The organism is Aestuariicoccus sp. MJ-SS9, assembly GCF_032586235.1.
Lineage (GTDB): Bacteria > Pseudomonadota > Alphaproteobacteria > Rhodobacterales > Rhodobacteraceae > Aestuariicoccus.
Map to the genome: position 1 here is coordinate 28,270 of NZ_JAWHTD010000003.1, position 16,777 is coordinate 45,046.

General features: G+C 66.3%; 19 protein-coding genes and 1 other RNA gene. 5 read left to right on the forward strand and 15 right to left on the reverse strand.

The features are described 5' to 3' along the window. Positions 1–3: 3 nt before the first annotated feature. Complete coding sequence (gene mgtE / locus RXV88_RS03130) at positions 4–1,398, reverse strand: magnesium transporter (protein WP_316290642.1); 1,395 nt, start codon at positions 1,396–1,398, stop codon at positions 4–6. 130 nt (positions 1,399–1,528) lie between these two features. Here mgtE and guaD point away from each other — a divergent pair, with 130 nt between their 5' ends. Further along, complete coding sequence (guaD, locus tag RXV88_RS03135; RefSeq protein ID WP_316290643.1) at positions 1,529–2,827, forward strand: guanine deaminase; 1,299 nt, start codon at positions 1,529–1,531, stop codon at positions 2,825–2,827. On the opposite strand, the gene RXV88_RS03140 is transcribed toward guaD, so the two are convergent. From RXV88_RS03140 to RXV88_RS03155, 4 genes are read right to left on the reverse strand one after another with little or no spacing between them, the layout of a single operon-like run. Continuing rightward, on the reverse strand, positions 2,824–3,285 hold the full coding sequence (locus RXV88_RS03140) for a CAP domain-containing protein (protein WP_316290644.1): 462 nt from the start codon (positions 3,283–3,285) through the stop codon (positions 2,824–2,826). The two genes, guaD and RXV88_RS03140, sit on opposite strands and share 4 nt — an antisense overlap. 33 nt (positions 3,286–3,318) lie before the next feature. Then, positions 3,319–4,662, reverse strand: a complete 1,344-nt coding sequence (locus RXV88_RS03145) for an 8-oxoguanine deaminase (RefSeq protein ID WP_316290645.1) — start codon at positions 4,660–4,662, stop codon at positions 3,319–3,321. Positions 4,663–4,692: 30 nt separating this feature from the next. Continuing rightward, positions 4,693–5,484, reverse strand: a complete 792-nt coding sequence (hisN, locus tag RXV88_RS03150) for a histidinol-phosphatase (protein ID WP_316290646.1) — start codon at positions 5,482–5,484, stop codon at positions 4,693–4,695. 53 nt (positions 5,485–5,537) lie between these two features. Beyond that, positions 5,538–5,906 carry a helix-turn-helix transcriptional regulator gene (locus tag RXV88_RS03155; RefSeq protein ID WP_316290647.1) on the reverse strand — a complete coding sequence of 123 codons (369 nt, stop codon included), beginning with the start codon at positions 5,904–5,906 and terminating at the stop codon, positions 5,538–5,540. Positions 5,907–6,198: 292 nt separating this feature from the next. On the opposite strand from RXV88_RS03155, the gene RXV88_RS03160 reads away from it, so the two are divergent. Continuing rightward, positions 6,199–7,161, forward strand: a complete 963-nt coding sequence (locus tag RXV88_RS03160; RefSeq protein ID WP_316290648.1) for an NADPH:quinone oxidoreductase family protein — start codon at positions 6,199–6,201, stop codon at positions 7,159–7,161. Positions 7,162–7,164: 3 nt separating this feature from the next. Here RXV88_RS03160 and RXV88_RS03165 read toward each other — a convergent pair whose 3' ends face one another. Next, positions 7,165–8,043, reverse strand: coding sequence for a LysR family transcriptional regulator (locus RXV88_RS03165; RefSeq protein WP_316290649.1), 879 nt, complete (start codon positions 8,041–8,043; stop codon positions 7,165–7,167). A gap of 125 nt (positions 8,044–8,168) precedes the next feature. Between RXV88_RS03165 and RXV88_RS03170 the strand changes: the two genes are divergently transcribed. The 3 genes from RXV88_RS03170 (at position 8,169) to RXV88_RS03180 (ending at position 9,758) form a co-directional block, all read left to right on the forward strand. Continuing rightward, on the forward strand, positions 8,169–8,375 hold the full coding sequence (locus RXV88_RS03170; RefSeq protein ID WP_316290650.1) for a DUF1127 domain-containing protein: 207 nt from the start codon (positions 8,169–8,171) through the stop codon (positions 8,373–8,375). A gap of 116 nt (positions 8,376–8,491) precedes the next feature. Further along, a complete protein-coding gene (locus tag RXV88_RS03175; RefSeq protein WP_316290651.1) occupies positions 8,492–9,235 on the forward strand; it encodes a Bax inhibitor-1/YccA family protein in 744 nt (247 codons plus the stop codon). 67 nt (positions 9,236–9,302) lie between these two features. Next, complete coding sequence (locus tag RXV88_RS03180) at positions 9,303–9,758, forward strand: cupin domain-containing protein (protein ID WP_316290652.1); 456 nt, start codon at positions 9,303–9,305, stop codon at positions 9,756–9,758. Between the two features lie 4 nt (positions 9,759–9,762). Here RXV88_RS03180 and RXV88_RS03185 read toward each other — a convergent pair whose 3' ends face one another. The 9 genes from RXV88_RS03185 to RXV88_RS03225 all read right to left on the reverse strand — a co-directional run bounded on the left by RXV88_RS03185 (position 9,763) and on the right by RXV88_RS03225 (position 16,762). Next, a complete protein-coding gene (locus RXV88_RS03185) occupies positions 9,763–10,155 on the reverse strand; it encodes a GNAT family N-acetyltransferase (protein ID WP_316290653.1) in 393 nt (130 codons plus the stop codon). A 210-nt stretch (positions 10,156–10,365) separates the two neighbouring features. Next, positions 10,366–10,533, reverse strand: coding sequence for a 50S ribosomal protein L33 (gene rpmG, locus RXV88_RS03190; RefSeq protein WP_005630270.1), 168 nt, complete (start codon positions 10,531–10,533; stop codon positions 10,366–10,368). Between the two features lie 101 nt (positions 10,534–10,634). Next, an RNA gene (gene rnpB / locus RXV88_RS03195) (RNase P RNA component class A) lies at positions 10,635–11,041 on the reverse strand. Between the two features lie 117 nt (positions 11,042–11,158). Then, entirely contained in the window at positions 11,159–11,869 is a 711-nt protein-coding gene (locus tag RXV88_RS03200; RefSeq protein ID WP_316290654.1) for an alpha/beta fold hydrolase, read from the reverse strand. A gap of 6 nt (positions 11,870–11,875) precedes the next feature. Beyond that, positions 11,876–13,009 (reverse strand): cobalamin-independent methionine synthase II family protein, encoded by a 1,134-nt coding sequence (locus RXV88_RS03205; RefSeq protein WP_316290655.1) that lies wholly within the window; start codon positions 13,007–13,009, stop codon positions 11,876–11,878. Between the two features lie 92 nt (positions 13,010–13,101). Next, positions 13,102–13,746, reverse strand: a complete 645-nt coding sequence (locus RXV88_RS03210) for a class I SAM-dependent methyltransferase (RefSeq protein ID WP_316290656.1) — start codon at positions 13,744–13,746, stop codon at positions 13,102–13,104. Continuing rightward, positions 13,734–14,699: a cupin domain-containing protein gene (locus RXV88_RS03215; protein ID WP_316290657.1), complete on the reverse strand. Its 966-nt coding sequence runs from the start codon at positions 14,697–14,699 to the stop codon at positions 13,734–13,736. Before RXV88_RS03215 ends, RXV88_RS03210 begins: the two co-directional genes overlap by 13 nt. Positions 14,700–14,804: 105 nt before the next feature. Next, positions 14,805–15,767 carry an ester cyclase gene (locus RXV88_RS03220; protein ID WP_316290658.1) on the reverse strand — a complete coding sequence of 321 codons (963 nt, stop codon included), beginning with the start codon at positions 15,765–15,767 and terminating at the stop codon, positions 14,805–14,807. Then, positions 15,764–16,762 carry a LacI family DNA-binding transcriptional regulator gene (locus tag RXV88_RS03225; RefSeq protein WP_316290659.1) on the reverse strand — a complete coding sequence of 333 codons (999 nt, stop codon included), beginning with the start codon at positions 16,760–16,762 and terminating at the stop codon, positions 15,764–15,766. Before RXV88_RS03225 ends, RXV88_RS03220 begins: the two co-directional genes overlap by 4 nt. Positions 16,763–16,777 lie beyond the last annotated feature (15 nt).

Below are 16,777 nucleotides of genomic sequence, written 5' to 3' on the forward strand. Positions count from 1 at the left end.
CCGTCACAAAAGCACCACGACGGCCAGCCCGAGGAAGGCGAAGAACCCGACCACATCCGTCACCGTCGTCACGAAAGCGCCCGAGGCCAGCGCCGGGTCGACGCCGATCTTTTCCAGCACCACCGGAATGCCGATCCCGGCCAGCCCCGCCACCACGAGGTTGATCACCATGGCCGCGGCGATCACCCCGCCCAGCGCGGGCGAGCCGAACCACGCCAGCCCGACGATCCCCATGATCACCGCAAAAGCCAGCCCATTCACCAGCCCCACAGCGATCTCGCGGCGGATCACGCGCCAGACGTTCGAGCCCGTCAGGTCCTTGGTCGCCAGCGCCCGCACCGCCACGGTCAGCGCCTGGGTGCCCGCGTTGCCGCCCATCGACGCCACGATGGGCATCAGCACCGCCAGCGCCACGATCTGCGCCAGCGCGTCCTCGAACTGCGCGATCACCAGCGACGCCAGCACCGCCGTGACCAGGTTCACCGCCAGCCAGGGAAAGCGCTGCCGCGTGGTCTCGACCACCGAATCCGACAGCCGGCTTTCCTCGCCCACACCGGCGAGACGCAGGATGTCTTCCTCGTGCTCTTCGTCCAGCACGGCCATGGCGTCGTCGATGGTGATCACGCCCACCAGACGCTCGTTCTCGTCCACCACCGGGGCCGAGATCAGGTGATACTGGTTGAAGGCATAGGCCACGTCGCCTTCGTCGCGGGTCACCGGGATGACATGGAACATTTCTTCGACCAGCGATTTCAGCAGCACCTCGCGGCGCGAGGCCATGAGCTTGCCCAAGGTGACATTGCCCACGGGCCGCAGACGCGGGTCGACCAGAACGATGTGGTAGAACTGTTCGGGCAGATCCTCGGAATTGCGCAGATAGTCGATGGCCTCGCCCACGTTCCAATGTTCGGGCGCCATCACCACCTCGCGCTGCATCAGGCGGCCGGCGGAGTATTCCGGATAGGTCAGCGACTGTTCGACCGCGACCCTGTCGCTGTCTTCCAGAACCTCGAGGATCGCCTCGCGCCGCTCGTCCTCCAGATCCTCCAGCAGGTCGACCACGTCGTCGCTGTCGAGCTCGCGCACCGCGTCGGCGAGGACCTGCGGGCTGAGGATGCCCATCACCTCTTCGCGGATCGTCTCGTCGAGTTCCGACAGGATGTCGCCGTCGAATTCCTTGCCGTAAAGCTTGATCAGGCGCAGCCGGTCGAAGGCGTTGATCTGTTCCAGAAGGTCGGCGATGTCGGCCGCGTGCAGCGGCTCCATCAGCTCTATCAGCTGGTCGCGGTCCTCGATATCGACGGCATAGAGGATGGCGGCGACGGCCTTGCGGTCGAGCGCATAGGCGTCGTCTTCGACCGTCTCTTCGGGTGCCAGCGTTTCGGTGTCTTGGCTCATGCGCCGTCCCTTTGCCCCGTCCTCGCCTCGTTGCCGCGACCTTAGTGGATCGCCGTCCGGGACAACAGGGGGCCGAGGCGATTTACCTTGCGCGGCGGGCCGCCTAGATTGAACGAAAAAGGCCGCTTCCATGACCGACACGACCCTGCATATCGGGCAGACCCTGAGCTTTGACGCCTCGCCCTTCGACGCGGGACCCGCGGTTGCGCGGCATTCGGCGCGCGGCGCTATTCTGGTCGAGGATGGCCGCATCGCCGCGCGGGGCGAGGCCGACGATCTGCGCGCCCGCAACCCGGGGGCGCGCATCGAGGATCACGGCGCGGCGCTCTTGCTGCCGGGCTTCGTCGACGCCCATGCGCATTATCCGCAGACCGCCATTATCGCGTCCTGGGGCAAGCGGCTGATCGACTGGCTGAACAGCTACACCTTCCCCGAAGAGGCGCGCTTTGGCGATCCGGACTATGCCACAGCACAGGCCCGGCTCTACCTCGATCTGATCGTTCAGAATGGCACCACAAGCGTCTGTTCCTATTGCACGATTCACCCCGAAAGCGTGGATGCGCTGTTTACGGCGGCGCAGGCGCGGGGCATGCGGATCTGGGCCGGCAAGACCTGCATGGACCGCAACGCGCCCGACGATCTGCGCGACACCGCGCAATCGGCCTATGACGACAGCGCGGCGCTGCTGGCGCGCTGGCACGGGCGGGACCGGCTGTCTTATGTCATCACGCCGCGGTTTTCGCCCACCTCGACGCCCGATCAACTGGCCGCGCTGGGAAGCCTCTGGGCCGAGCGACCCGATTGCCTGATGCAGACGCATCTGAGCGAGCAGACCGACGAGATCGCCTGGGTCCGATCGCTTTATCCCGAGGCGCGCGATTATCTGGACACCTATGAAAGCCACGGCCTGCTGGGCGCGAACGGCCTTTACGGCCACGCCATCCACCTCGAGCCGCGCGAACGCGCGCGGCTGGCCGAGGTCGGCGCGGCGCTGGTGCACTGCCCGACCTCGAACACCTTCATCGGCTCGGGGCTGTTCGACATGGACGGGCTGATGCGCGAAGGTCAGCGGATCGCGCTGGCCACCGACACCGGCGGCGGGTCGTCCTTTTCGATGCTGCGCACGATGGCCTGCGCCTATGACATCGCGCAGCTGCGCGGGCGCGCACTGCATCCGGCCGAACTCTTGTGGTTGGCGACCGAAGGCTCGGCCCGCGCGCTGAACGCCGCCGACCGGATCGGCACGCTGGCACCGGGGTCCGAGGCGGATTTCATCGCGCTCGACCTGGCCTCGACACCGGCGATCGCCCAGCGGGCGGCGCGGGCGGGTGACATATGGGAGGCGCTTTTCCCCACCATCATGATGGGCGACGACCGCGCGATCAGCGGCGTCTGGATCGCCGGGGCGCGCTGCAAGGGCGCGGCCTAGCCCCGACAGCCAGAGCGGCCCATCACCATCACCCACACGTTCCCTTCGGCCCGGGCCATGCCGTATTCCCTGATGTCGTCGTGCAACATGTTCGTGCGGTGGCTGTCCCGGGCGTACCAGTCGCGCATGACCTCATCGCGGCTTTTCTGGCCCTTGGCGATGTTTTCCGAGATCCGGCAGTAATCGTAGCCCCGCGCCCGCGCGCGCTGACCCACGGTGCTGCCGTTCGACCCGACATGCGAAAAGAAACCGTTTCTGGACATGTCGTTGGCGTGGCGCGCCGCAATGGCGTCAAGCCGCGCCGATTGCGTCAGCGGTCGCAGCCCCGCCGCGCGGCGATAGGAATTGATGCTGCTGTTCTGCGTCGAGGCGATGGCGGCGCTTTGCTGCGACGACACATGCGCCACAGGGCCGCCACAGCCCGCAAGCAACACAAGAATAAGACCGAGACGTAACATGGCTGCTCCACCGATTTTGCCGGTTTTGGGCGACTATACGAGGTCGCTCAACCGCTGGGCTAGCCGATTTTGCCTAAGAATCGCTTTCTCGAGGTCGATGGTGCAAATCCGCCCATCGCGGACGATTTCCCGCCCATCGACGAAAAGATGCGCGACTTTTCGCGGACCGGCCAGCACCAGCGCGGCCGGATCCCAGCTGCCCGCGCTCTCAATGCCGCCGATATCCCAGAGCGCCAGATCCGCCCGCTGCCCCACCGCGATCCGGCCGCAATCGTCGCGGCCCAGCACCTCGGCCCCGCCGCGCGTCGCGATCCAGAGCGCCTCGCGCGCGCTCATGGCATCCGCACCGTTGACGACGCGCTGCAACAGCATGGTCTGGCGCGCCTCGCCAATGAGCGATCCGGCATCGTTGCTGGCCGACCCGTCGACGCCCAGCCCCACCGGAACGCCTGCATCGCGCATCCGCCGCACCGGGGCGATGCCGCTGCCCAGACGGCAGTTGGAACAGGGGCAATGCGCGACGCCGGTTTTTGTTCGGGCGAACAAATCGATCTCTTGCCCGTCGAGCTTGACGCAATGCGCGTGCCAGACATCGGCCCCGGTCCACCCCAGTTCCTCGGCGTACTGGCCAGGCCGGCAGCCGAACTGCGCCTGGGAATAGGCGATATCCTCGTCATTCTCGGCCAGATGGGTGTGCAGCATCACCCCCTTGTCGCGCGCCAGAAGGGCCGCGTCGCGCATCAGCTCACGGCTGACGGAAAACGGCGAACAGGGCGCGACGCCCACCCGGCACATCGACCCCGGGGCGGCATCGTGGAAGGTGTCTATGACGCGGATGCAATCCTCGAGGATGGCCGCCTCGTCCTCGACCAGCGCATCGGGCGGCAGACCGCCCTGCGATTCGCCGATGCTCATCGCGCCGCGCGTCGGATGGAACCGCAGGCCCAGTTCGGCGGCGGCGTGGATCGTATCCTCGAGCCGCGCACCGCCCGGATAGAGGTAGAGGTGATCGGAGCTGAGCGTACAGCCCGACAGCGCCAGCTCGGCCAGGCCGATCTGGGCCGAGGTGAACATCTCGTTCGGGCCGAACCGCGCCCAGATCGGGTAGAGCGTCTTGAGCCAGCCGAAGAGCAGCGCGTCCTGCCCGCCCGGCACCGCGCGGGTGAGCGTCTGGTAGAGGTGGTGATGCGTGTTCACCAGCCCCGGGGTCACGACGCAGCGGCCCGCCTCGACGATGGTCGCGCCGCCGGGTTCCAGCCCCTCGCCGATCTCGGCGATCGCCCCGTCGCGGATGCGGATATCCGCGCCGGTCAGCTCTTGCCGCGCGTCGTCCATGGTCAGAACGGTATGGGCGTTGCGGATCAGTGTTTCCGGCATGTCGGTTCCCCTGCCCGTTTCCTCCGCGCCTCAGCCCCGCAAGAGCGCCAGCGCCTGCGCGTGGACCGTGGTATTGGCCGCCGCGATGACTTGCCCGCCCTCGTGGGCCGGGCCGCCCTGCCAGTCGGTGACGATGCCGCCCGCCGCCTCGATCAGCGCGATGGGGGCGTGGATGTCGTAGGCGTTGAGCCCCGCCTCGATCACCAGGTCGATCTGCCCTGCCGCCAGCAGGGCATAGGCGTAGCAATCCATCCCGTAGCGGGTCAGCTGCACCTTTTGCGCGACGCGCTCGAACCCGGCGCGCTCTTCCGGGGTTCCGACCTCGGGGAAGGTGGTGAAAAGCAGCGCCTGTGACAGATCGCCAGTCTTGCGAGTTGCGAGGGGGCCGGTGCCATGCGGGCCGGCAAAGTCCGCCTGCCCGAAGCCCCCGGTGAACCGCTCGCCGATATAGGGCTGATCGACGATGCCCAGCAGCGGGCCGCTTTCGTCAGAGAGCGCGATCAGAACGCCCCAGGTCGGCGTGCCGCTCAGAAACCCGCGGGTGCCGTCGATCGGGTCGATCACCCAGGTCAGGCCCGAGGTTCCCTCGGTCGTGCCGAATTCCTCGCCCAGCACGGCGTCCATGGGCCGGTGTTGCGCCAGAAGATCACGAATGGCGCGTTCGGCGGCGCGATCCGCCTCGGTCACGGGATCAAAGCCGTCGCGGTCCTTGTTGTCGGCAGTCAGCGCATGGGTGCGAAAATGCGGCAAGATCGCTGCACGCGCGGCATCTGCCAGCGCATGCGCGATCTTGAGAAGGTCAGTTTTTTCCAGTCCGTCCAAGGTCGGTGCTTTCGTTCCTGCGCACCGATGGCTAGCTCAGCCGCGCGCGCGGCTCAAGCCACGTCGGACAGAACGCGGGCCAGTTCGAACAGACGCCGGCGCTGGTTTTCCGGGATCGCGTAGTAGGACCGCACCAGATCGAGCGCTTCCTTGTCGCCCAGCAGGTCCGCCGGAACGCCTTCCTTCGACGAATCCGTCTGCTCTGCGTCAAGCCCTTCGAAGAAGAAGTTGACAGGCACCTCGAGCGCATCGGCGATGTCCCAAAGCCGGGACGCGCTGACCCGGTTCGCACCGGTTTCGTACTTCTGGATCTGCTGGAACTTGATCCCGACACGCTCCGCCAATTGCTGCTGGGTCATGCCGACAAGCCAGCGGCGGTGACGAATTCGTTTACCAACATGAACATCAACCGGATGGGCCATTTTCGTATCCTTCTTGACCGTGCGACTGCTTACAACAGCGACTCAGGCGAAATATCGCCACACAACTTCCGTGCGTTAGCAGATTTCCGCTTAACTGATGCTTAACGCTATATCGAATTGCAAGTTTTAAGCAAGAAATTTGCGCTCTGTTTACAATTGTTGGTAAATCAGTGGCGAAGTCGACGCATCGCCGCGCGGCCGCACGGGCGGCCGCGTCACATGAGGTTTGCCTTGCAGCGCATTGGTAAACGTGGGATTCCTTGGCTGTCAACGCCCCTGAAAGGACATGCCGATGCGCGCGCTTCATGTCACGTCACACAGTCAGCCGCCCGAGCTGCTTGATGTTAGCTTACCTAACGTCAACACCGGACAGATTCGCGTGAGGATTGAGGCGTGCGGACTGAATTTCGCCGATCTGCTGATGATGAACGGCACCTATCAGGACACGCCCGACCTGCCCTTCACCCTGGGCATGGAGGTGGCCGGGCGCGTCGATGCGGTGGCCGGGGACGTGACCGGCTGGGCCGAGGGCGACCGCGTGGCGGTCTTCGGCGGTCAGGGCGGGCTGGCGGAATACGGTGTGTTCGACGCCAACCGCGCCGTGCACCTGCCCGAAGACATGAGCGCGACCGACGCCGCCGCCTTCCAGATCGCCTATGGCACCAGCCATGTCGCACTGTCGCATCGCGCCCGCCTGCAGCCGGGCGAGACGCTGCTGGTGCTCGGGGCCGCGGGCGGGGTCGGCCTGACCGCGGTCGAGATCGGCAAGGTCATGGGGGCGCGTGTCGTGGCCTGCGCCCGCGGCGCTGAAAAGCTTGAGGCGGCGAAGGCCGCCGGCGCGGACGTGCTGATCGACGCGGCCACGCAGGACATCCGCGCCGAGATGAAGGCGCTTGGCGGGGCGGATGTGGTCTATGACCCGGTGGGGGGCGAGCAATTCACCGCCGCCTTCCGCAGCTGCCGCCCCGAGGCGCGCATTCTCAGCATCGGCTTCGCCAGCGGCGAGGTGCCGCAGATCAAGGCCAACCATCTGTTGGTCAAGAATATTTCGGTGCTGGGGCTCTATTGGGGCGGCTACCTGGCTTTCCGCCCCGAGGTCGTCACCGACTCGCTTGCGACGCTGATGGAGTGGTATTCCGCCGGCCGGATCAAACCGCATGTCAGCCATGTGCTGCCGCTCGACCGGGCGGCCGAGGGGCTGGAGCTGTTGCGCAGCCGCAAGTCGACCGGCAAGGTCGTCATCACCATCGGCTGAGGCTCATTCGGCGGCCAGATCGGTCTTGCCCGTGGCCAGAACGCCGAATTCCTGCCGCAGGAAACCGGCCAGAGCATCGGTGATCTGCGGCTGGCCGTTGCCGGCGTACATCACGACCTTCTGCGTCCCGAGGTCGGGCAATCCGGCAGAGGCGGGGATCTGTTCATAATAGGGCGTCTCGTGGCCCTCCAGCACGGCGGTGACCGCCATATCGGCGCTTACCGTCACCTCGATGGCGCGGTCGCTATCGGCGTTGACGGCCAGCTCCCACGCGATATCGCCCGCGTCCAGAGCGGCAATCGCTCCCGGGCTAAAGGCGCAATGACCGCTGAAAGCCACCCGTAGGGGACGCTGCTGGAACGCCTGCCCGCCGGACGCGCCGTACCAGCGCAGCGGCACGTCTAGCAGCACCTCGCCACCGCGGTCCGGCGCGGGCTCGGTGGTCAGGATGATATCCGCCCCACCGCGCGCGAACTGCGCCTTCAAATCTGAGGTATAAGAGCTGTGAAGCTGAAGTTTCACACGCGGGAAGGCGCGCTGCATCTGCTTCATGACACGCGGGATCGCCGGGTAGATGATGTCGTGCGGCGCGCCCAGGATGATCTCGCCCTCCCATTCCTGCGCGGTCAGCTTGGCGTAAATCTCGTCGTTGAGCGCCACCATCTTTTGCGCATACCCAAGCAGTTGCTGACCGGCAGGCGTCAACACCACCCCGCGCCCCGACCGTTCCAGCACCTTCTGGTCCAGCAATTCCTCTAGCCGCTTGAGCTGCATCGACACGGCCGATTGCGTCAGGTTTAGAAACCCCGCGGCCCGCGTCACGCCGCCGGATTCGGCAACCGCCACGAAGGACCGCAGCGTGGTGATGTCGAGATTGCGCATTGATCACACTCCGTGATACGTCCGTTAATGAACATTCGTTTCACTTATCATACGCCGTCAGGTTAATCCATCAACATAAAACATGGGAACCGCCCATTTCATCACAATATGTGAAGGATAAGATCATGAGCTTTGTTGAAATCACCCGCCACATGCCGCAACCCCTCGATCTGGCGCGGATGCTTCGGACATGGGCCGCGCTGGCCCGTCAACGCCGCGCGCTGGCCAAACTGGATGCGGATACCCTGCGCGACGTGGGAATTACCGCGGATGAGGCGACAATCGAGGCAAAAAGGCCCGTTTGGGATGCGCCGAGGAATTGGTACATCTAAAACAGACGATTTCGGTCGGAATGCCGCCGCTTCGCCTTGAAAATCGTGTTGGCTTTGCCAATATCTGAGACACAAACCGTCAACCGACGGGGAAAAGGTTCAAAACGGAGGCTTTAATGGCGGAATTCAACACCATCCGGGCGGCTGGCGTCTCTGGCGCACGCGCGGCCCAGATCGACGAGGGCCTGCGCGCCCACATGAACAAGGTCTATGGCACGATGTCGGTCGGCATGCTGCTGACCTTCGCCGTGGCATGGGCTGTGGGCACCAGCCCGCAACTGCTGGGCGTGTTCCGCGACCCGGCCACGCTGCAACCCAACATTCTGGGCTGGATCGTGATGTTCGCCCCGCTGATCATGGTGTTCGCCTTCAGCGCGGCAATCAACAAGCTGTCCGCCGCTGGCGCGCAGACGTTCTTCTACGCCTTCGCCTCGGTCATGGGTCTGTCGCTGTCGTGGATCTTCGTGGCCTTCACCGGCTTCTCGATCGCGCAGGTGTTCCTGGTGACCTCGATCGCCTTTGCTGGCCTGTCGCTCTGGGGCTACACCACCAAAAAGGACATCTCGGGCTGGGGCAGCTTCCTGATCATGGGCGTCATCGGCCTGATCGTGGCCTCGATCATCAACATCTTCCTGGGCTCGCCCGCGATCATGTTCGCGATCTCGATCCTGGGCGTGCTGATCTTCGCCGGCCTCACGGCCTATGACACGCAGTCGATCAAGAACGAATACCTGGAACATGCCGTGCATGGCGATCAGGAATGGCTGGGCAAGTCGGCCATCCTCGGCGCGCTGCGGCTCTACCTGGACTTCATCAACATGTTCATGTTCCTGCTGCAGCTGCTCGGCAACCGCGAGTAATCCTGCGTAACATCGTCAAACGGGGGCCGGTCCAAGCGACCGGCCCTTTTTCATTAAAGGGGCCGAAATGCCGATCATCACCGAAACGGATGTGAAACGCGAAGGCGGCTCGGGCGCCATCGGAACCTACGAAGCGCTGCTCTTTTCCGACAGTGGCGGGCTGACCCAGTTCGGGGCTTTCGTGGAAATCCTGCAGGCGGGCGCGCGCTCTTCGGTCAAGCATTGGCACCGGATCGAGGACGAGATGGTCTATATGCTGGCGGGCGAGGCGATCCTGCATGAGGGCGAGACGGAACACATCCTGCGCCCGGGCGATGCCGCGACGTTCCGTGCGGGCGACCCGGCGGGCCATTGCCTGGAAAACCGTTCCGTCGGCCCGGTACGCTACCTGGTGATCGGCACCCGCAGCGGCGGCGATACCGTCACCTATCCAGATGACAACCGCGTGCTCGACATGCGGCGCGACGGGATCACCAGACATTGGACCGACCTCGACGGCCATCCCGCCGATCCGCTGCCCTGAAGCCCTAAAGCTGCGCCACCATGAAAACGGCGCGGAACGGGATGCCCGGGCGGAGGGCGATCTCGATCTCGGCCTGCTGCACAAAGCCCATCGCCTGATAGAACGGCACGGCGGTCAGTGTGCTCTGGCACTGCATCTGCATCATCCCGCTGGCGCGCGCCTGAAACAGCACTTGCTGCAACAGCATCCGTCCCACACCCCGGCGCAGATAGTCAGGATCGGTGGCGACGTGGCGGATATGCCCGACGCCCCGCGCCCCGGGCCGCCCGCCCGGCGCCTGCATCGACCAGCCGCCCGCGCCTACGATAACGCCCTCCTGCGCGGCCACCAGAAACTGCCCCGACGCCAGCAGCGCCGGCTGCGCCCGCGCGATCAGGGGGACGGCGGTGACCAGCACCTACGGCGGATAATCGGCGGCCAAAAGCCGCGTGTAGCTGCGCTCGAACAGGCGGTCGAGTGCGGCGATATCGTCGCGCCCGGCCACGCGCAGGTGGATCGCTGCGGTCATGATGCCCTCCTTCGCGCAGAGCTTGCGCCGGTTCCCACCACAGCAAAAAGCCGCGCCGGGAGGTCCCGCGCGGCCTTTTGGAAATCCTGTCAGGCGATCTTACTTGATCTTGCCTTCCTTGTATTCGACATGCTTGCGCGCGACCGGATCGTATTTGCGTACGGTCATCTTCTCGGTCATCGTGCGCGCGTTCTTCTTGGTCACGTAAAAGTGGCCCGTGCCCGCGGTCGAGTTCAGGCGGATCTTGATGGTGGTCGGCTTCGCCATGGGGTGTCTCCTGCATCAGGGGTGCTGGCCCCCGAGAAATCCTTGAAGCGCCCTTTTACCCACGCCCGGCGGCGAGTCAACCGGCCGGACCCCAGAAAATCATGCGCGGAGGGCCTGTAAGCCGGATTCTGTTCCCCCCGCGCCGCAGCCCGGGGTTCGACGGCCATTCCTCTGGGCCGCGCGTCGCCACGCGGCTCAAGCTGCCAACCCGGACCCCTCGGGCTGAAGCGGCCCTGCGGCGATATCCCCGAGGGGATCAGCCCGCTCGGGGTCCCTATTTGGCATTGCTCCCGGTGGGGCTTGCCATGCGGGCGCTGTTGCCAGCCCCCCGGTGGGCTCTTACCCCACCATTTCACCCTGACCTGCCGCGGGCGGCTGGCGGTATCATTTCTGTGGCGCTTTCCGTCGGGTTGCCCCGCCCGGGCGTTACCCGGCACCGGCGCTTCGGCGAGTCCGGACTTTCCTCGAACCGGCCCAAGGGCCCGCCCGCGGCCGTCCGGCCCTCCGCGCAGACCCGCACCTAAGCACCCGGGCGCACCACGTCAACGACGATGCGCCACGCCCCCTGCTTCTTCTTGGCAAAAATACTCAAAATCCGCCCACCGCCGCCCGCACAACGCCCCAATCAGCGCAGAACCATCGGCTGCCGCATCCATTCGCGCAGCGCGTCGGTGGTGGCGTCCGGCTGTTCCAGCGTCGGCAGATGCCCCGCCCCCTCGATCACACGCAATTCCGCATGAGGGATCAGCTCGGCCATGAACTCGTGCCGCTTGACCGGACAAAGCGCATCGTGCGCGCCGCAGAGCACCAGCGCCGGCTGGCGCATCTTGCGCAGGGTGGCCTGCTGGTCCTTGCGCCGCTGCAGCGCGCGCGACTGGCGCACGAAGATCTCGGGCCCCAGCGCCTGGGCCATGTCCATCACCAGATCGAGCACTTCGTTGCGCCAGGGGCCGGGGGCCAGGTAGTTGGGCTTCATCTCGTCGCGCATCACCTCGGCCAGGCGCCCGGCGCGCACCTTCACGATCTGCGGATCGCGGGTGGCTGCGACCTGCGGGGTTTCGGCCAGCGGATTGGTGTCCATCAGCGCCAGGCGGCTGACCCGGTCCGGCGCGCGGCGCAAAAGCTCCATCGCCACGATTCCGCCCATCGACAGCCCCGCCAGCGCAAAGCGCTTGGGCAGCACGTCCAGCAGGCCCGAGGCGATCTCCTCGATCCGCTCACCCTGTGTGATCGGCCCGACCGTCACCGCGTAATCGCGCGAAAGCTCGGCGATCTGCGGGCCGAAAAGCCGGGCGTCGCACATCATGCCCGGCAGAAAGACGATGGGTTCGGTCATGTCCGCTCAGACCCTCGCCGAGGCCAGCCTTGCCCCTTCCGACAGCGCCGCCAGCTTGGCATAGGCGATCTCGGGGTCCACGGCGCCGAAGCCCGCAAAGGTGCCAAAGCCGCAATCGCTGCCCGCGATCACGCGGTCCGCGCCGACGATCCCGGTGAACCGCTCGATCCGCTGGGCCACCACCTCGGGGTGCTCGACAAAATTCGTCGTACTGTCGATCACGCCGGGCACCAGGATCTTGTCGTCCGGAATCTCGGCCCGGCGGTCACGGAACACGGTCCATTCATGGGCATGGCGGGGGTTCGACGTCTCAAAGAGCACCTGCGACGCATTGGCCCGCATCAGCGTGCCAAAGACCTTGTCCATGTCGATATCGCAGACATGCGGGCCCTCATAATTGCCCCAGCAGATGTGTACCCGGACCCGCGCGGGGTCGATGCCCGCCAGCGCGTGGTTCAACGCCTCGATGTGGCCCTCGGCGATCTTGACGAATTCGGCGTCGCTCAGATCGGCGAAAAGCATGTGGCGCGACAGCGCCAGATCCGGGCAATCCAGCTGCAGCATCAGCCCGGCGCCCACGATGGTGCGGTATTCGTCGCGCATCGCATCGGCCAGCGCCGCCAGATAGGCATCGCGGGTCTTGTAAAAGGCGTTCTGCAGAAAGAGCGAGATCACCCCCGGCGAGGCGGCGTTCATGAACCCCGCCTCGGCCCCATGCGCGGCCATCCCGGCCTTGAGATTGGCGATATCGGTTTCCAGCTCGCCCTGGCCCTTCGAGCGCACTTCGCCCACGCACATGGGCCGGGCGTATTTCGGCGTGCCGCCCTCGTTCCTGAGCCGCTCGAGGAACGAGGGAAACAGCTTCAGATCGGCGGGCGCGTTGCGCGGGCTGTCGCCGTCAAAGCCGGTGTAGCGGTCCTTGACGTAGGTTGCGTAGCTGATCTTCGAGGTTTCGCCGTCGCTCACCACGTCGATCCCCGCCTCGACCTGCCGGCGCACCGTTTCGGCCGCGGCCTCGGTCATCGCCGCGTCGAATTCGGCGGCGTCGTAGGGCGTGCCGTTTTCCCGTGCGAAGATGAAATCGACGACCTTCTGCGTGCGCGGCAGACTGCCGACGTGGGTTGTTCTGATCCTGGTCATGTTGCCCCCTGCCCTGACGGCTTTTCGCTTTCCCGCAACGGTATCAGACAGCACGCCGAAGGGAAGCGGGGACCCCCGGTGCGGTGCAAAGATTATCGCCGATCCGGTCTTTCGGCGTCCGCCGCCCCCTGCACTGCCGAACGGCGCGCCAAGAGCAGGCTATGCCCGTGGCTTTCGACGTCATTCGGCGCAAAGCGTTCGACGGCAATGTCGGCATCCGACAGGATCGCCCGGTACTCGGCGATGGAGAGCGAGGCGTGATACACCGCCTCCCCCTCGACCCGGCCGGTCGCCTCGCCCGCCTCTGGGCCGACAGTCAGCAAGAGCCGCCCGCCGGGGTTCAGATGCTCGGCGATGGCGGGCAAAGCGCGGCGCTGCTCGGCGGCTGTCAGGTGAAAGAAACTGCCCCATCCCACGATGGCGTCGAAATGCCGATCCAGCGCCAGCGCGCGCATGTCGGCCAGCACCGCGCGCGCCGCTGGCAGCCGCCGCGCAAAGAGCCGCAGCATGGCCGGCGCGAAATCCACGCCGGTCAGGTCGAACCCGCGAGAGGCGATATATTCCCCGATCGGCGCGCCGCCGCCACAGCCAAGGTCGAGCACGGCCCCGCCCGGCGGCACATCCGCCAGCACCCGGTCCAGCCAACCGCGTTCCCAAAGGTCGCGGTTGCGGCTCTGGTGGTAGCCTTCGGCATTGCGGTCATAAACGCCGCGGGTGGCCTCGCTCAGCCCTGCCACGTCGCGCCCGCGGGGTCGTCGGTGGCCACCACATGGAACAGCGCCGCCTCGCCGGTCATCGAGGGCACGACGGCATGGTCGAGGTTTTCTGGCACGCTCATCGTGTCGCCCGGGGCCAGAACCGTCTCGCCGCCCTCCCATGTCACGCGCCAATGCCCGCGCACGGGCATCAGGACCGACGGGCGGTCGTGCCGGTGCATCCGGTCCGTGGCCGAGGCACGGGTGATGAAATCGACCTCGAACCCGGGACGGTCGCGCAGCATCCCCGCTTCGCCGATCACCCTGGCGGGGGTGCGGTCGGCCAGCGCCACCATATCCCAGTAGCGCGCCACATAGTCCGGGATCACTTCGGCGGTCGTGGGTTCGGGGAGGGCTTTCAATTGCTCTTCGGTCAGAAGCGGCATGGGCGCGACGCCGTCGGGCAGGCTCTGGCCCTGATGGGTGTCGTAAAGCCTGCCGTTCTCTCCCAGAACCAGGCCGTGATCCTTGGCATCCTCGATCACCTGCGGGGCCCAGATCACGCCGCCGCCCGCATCGTCGCCGCCGAGGATCGCCATGATCATCCCGTAATCGGTGCCGATGCTCTCGAACCCGCGGAAGATGCCGGTGGGGATGTTGAAGATGTCGCCCTCTTCCAGAACCACCTCGCCCGCGGTGCCATGCCGGCCCCAGAAGAACCGCCAGCGGCCCGAGAGGACAAAGAACACCTCGGCGGTGCGGTGGCTATGCAAGGAATTGCGACATTTCGGCGGCTGCCCCGCCGCCCCGATGTTGAAGCCATGCGGGATGCCGATGTGCACATGCTGATCGGGGCTTTCGCTGACGCCGCCGCCGATGATGGTAAAGTTCTCTTTCCGGTCGCTGCCCGGCGTGTGGGCATCGATGAAGGCCGTGCGGCAGGGTTTCAGCTCGCCGTAGCGGACGATGCGGGGGGCCATTTCCTCGGGGGTCATGTCTTGTCTCTCTCCTGTCCCGGAGCCGATCCGGGACCTCTCGTTTTGTCGTGTCGGCGGCTGCGCGCGATGCGGCCCGCGTCAGCCGATGTGATGCGGCCCGCGTCAGCCGGTGTGTTGCAGGATCTGCATCCAGATCGCGGTCTCGTCGTAAAGCGTCCATTCCCGGCGCAGGCCGTTGGGCCCGAATTCCGCATGGGTGATTCCCATCACATGGACCCGCGCGCCGGTGGGCCGACCGAACGCGCCCCAGCCGTCGTGCCGCCCGGTGAGCGACCAGCGCACCGCCGCGCGGGGCGGCATCAGCGGCTCGGCCATGCCGATCTGGTGGTGCACCGCGAACTCGGCCGAGGGGAAGGCCGCCCGCAGCCCCAGCCAGAAGGCATCCGCCCCGCCGGTGCCATGCGCCGTCTGCCCGCCGGGATATTCCAGATGGCAGGCGCGGTCGTATTGCGCCGGGATCACCGAAAGTTCCGCCGCCATGATCCGGCGCAGCACATCCGCCAGCGCCTCGCCCCATTCGTTGCTGTTGCCGGTGCCGGTGTAGGGGCCGATGACGTCGACCTCGGGCCGGAACGGCTGGGTGTCGGGATCGAACGCCGCCACCCTCTCGCGCGCCCAGTCGACCACGTCGCCGCCCAGCTGGCGGATCACCGCGCCGTTGTCGCGGATCAGCCATTCGTCGCTGATCTGGTTGTTCTTGGCATAGCAGTCGGCAATCGCGCGGTAGCGCACCGGCCTGCCGGTGGCCGGGCCGAAGGCGCCCGATCCGGCATGGGTCGCCGTCGACAGAATCCGGTGCGAGCTGAGCATCCCGACCTCCGGATTGCCCGACCAGATCACGTCCTCGCCCAGCAGCACGCGGTCAGGAAACTCGACCAGCGTCGACATTGTCGCCGCGGTCGAGGCCGCCTCGCCAAAGGAAATCCCGCCGGGCATGCGCACGATGACCTGCGGGTGGTAATAGGCGCGCATCTTGTCGCCAAGCCCGCGCCCCTCCCAGATTTCCTGTGTGATACCAAGGATATAGTCCGGGAAATCCCGGAACTTGGGGTCGAACCCTTTCATGCCGTCTCCTGCCGTTTGCGGGCCGATCCGCGGATCATCAGCGGCCCGTCGATTTCCGTACGTGCGATGGACACATCCCCCGCCAGGGCCGAAAGCATGGCGGCCACCGTGGCCTCGACCATGCGTTCGACCGGCTGGCGCACCGTGGTCAGATCGTAGCCCGCCCAGGCCGCCATCGGCACATCGTCATAGCCCACGACCGACACGTCCGCCGGCACCTTGAGCTTCATGGCAAAGCGCAGGTGATCCATCACCGCAAAGGCCATGTGGTCGTTGCCCACAAAGAGCGCCTCTGCCCCGCGCTCCACCAGCACCTGCGCCGCGCGGGCCGCCTTGTCGCGGTCGTAATCGCCAGGCTCGATGCCGACCGGCGCGATGCCCGCCTCGGCCAGCGCGCGCGTGAAACCCTCGGTCCGGTCCTGCCCGGTGCTCGACCCCTGCCAGCCGGCCACATGGCCGATCCGGCGGTGCCCCGCGTTCACCAGAAACTCCGCCACCCGCCGCCCGCCGGCGCGGTTGGCGCTGGTGACCTGCGCGAACCCCTCCTGCCCTCGATTGAAGAGAACCACCGGAATCCCCGCTGCCCGGCAGCGCGCCGCCAAGGCGTCGCCCAGCCCGACGCTGGCGGCGACGATCCCGTCGACCTGGTGATCCAGCATCTGCTGGATCACGCTGTCCAGATCGCCGCCGATCTCGGGCGTGATAAAGACCAGCGTGTGATAGCCCTCGTCCTGCAACGCGCGGCTCAGACGTTCCAGGGCGTCGGGGTAGAACGGGTTGTCCAGATAGGCCACCACCAGCCCGATGATGCGGCTGCGCCCGGTGATCAGCGACCGCGCCAGAACGTTGGGCCGGTAACCCAGCTCCTGTGCCGCCGCGCGCACCTTGGCGATGGTGCTCTTGCTGGCCGAGGCGCCGGAAAAGACCCGGCTGACCGCCGACTGGCTGACGCCCGCCCGCGCCGCCACATCCAGCGATGTCACGCGTCCCGCCATGCCTGCCTCGATTGA

Excerpts from the sequence above, each read along its gene's own strand:
- mgtE (WP_316290642.1), bottom strand. The coding sequence starts at position 1,398 with ATGAGCCAAGACACCGAAACGCTGGCACCCGAAGAGACGGTCGAAGAC.
- guaD (WP_316290643.1), top strand. The coding sequence starts at position 1,529 with ATGACCGACACGACCCTGCATATCGGGCAGACCCTGAGCTTTGACGCC.
- RXV88_RS03140 (WP_316290644.1), bottom strand. The coding sequence starts at position 3,285 with ATGTTACGTCTCGGTCTTATTCTTGTGTTGCTTGCGGGCTGTGGCGGC.
- RXV88_RS03145 (WP_316290645.1), bottom strand. The coding sequence starts at position 4,662 with ATGCCGGAAACACTGATCCGCAACGCCCATACCGTTCTGACCATGGAC.
- RXV88_RS03155 (WP_316290647.1), bottom strand. The coding sequence starts at position 5,906 with ATGGCCCATCCGGTTGATGTTCATGTTGGTAAACGAATTCGTCACCGC.
- RXV88_RS03160 (WP_316290648.1), top strand. The coding sequence starts at position 6,199 with ATGCGCGCGCTTCATGTCACGTCACACAGTCAGCCGCCCGAGCTGCTT.
- RXV88_RS03165 (WP_316290649.1), bottom strand. The coding sequence starts at position 8,043 with ATGCGCAATCTCGACATCACCACGCTGCGGTCCTTCGTGGCGGTTGCC.
- RXV88_RS03170 (WP_316290650.1), top strand. The coding sequence starts at position 8,169 with ATGAGCTTTGTTGAAATCACCCGCCACATGCCGCAACCCCTCGATCTG.
- RXV88_RS03175 (WP_316290651.1), top strand. The coding sequence starts at position 8,492 with ATGGCGGAATTCAACACCATCCGGGCGGCTGGCGTCTCTGGCGCACGC.
- RXV88_RS03180 (WP_316290652.1), top strand. The coding sequence starts at position 9,303 with ATGCCGATCATCACCGAAACGGATGTGAAACGCGAAGGCGGCTCGGGC.
- rpmG (WP_005630270.1), bottom strand. The coding sequence starts at position 10,533 with ATGGCGAAGCCGACCACCATCAAGATCCGCCTGAACTCGACCGCGGGC.
- RXV88_RS03200 (WP_316290654.1), bottom strand. The coding sequence starts at position 11,869 with ATGACCGAACCCATCGTCTTTCTGCCGGGCATGATGTGCGACGCCCGG.
- RXV88_RS03205 (WP_316290655.1), bottom strand. The coding sequence starts at position 13,009 with ATGACCAGGATCAGAACAACCCACGTCGGCAGTCTGCCGCGCACGCAG.
- RXV88_RS03215 (WP_316290657.1), bottom strand. The coding sequence starts at position 14,699 with ATGACCCCCGAGGAAATGGCCCCCCGCATCGTCCGCTACGGCGAGCTG.
- RXV88_RS03220 (WP_316290658.1), bottom strand. The coding sequence starts at position 15,767 with ATGAAAGGGTTCGACCCCAAGTTCCGGGATTTCCCGGACTATATCCTT.
- RXV88_RS03225 (WP_316290659.1), bottom strand. The coding sequence starts at position 16,762 with ATGGCGGGACGCGTGACATCGCTGGATGTGGCGGCGCGGGCGGGCGTC.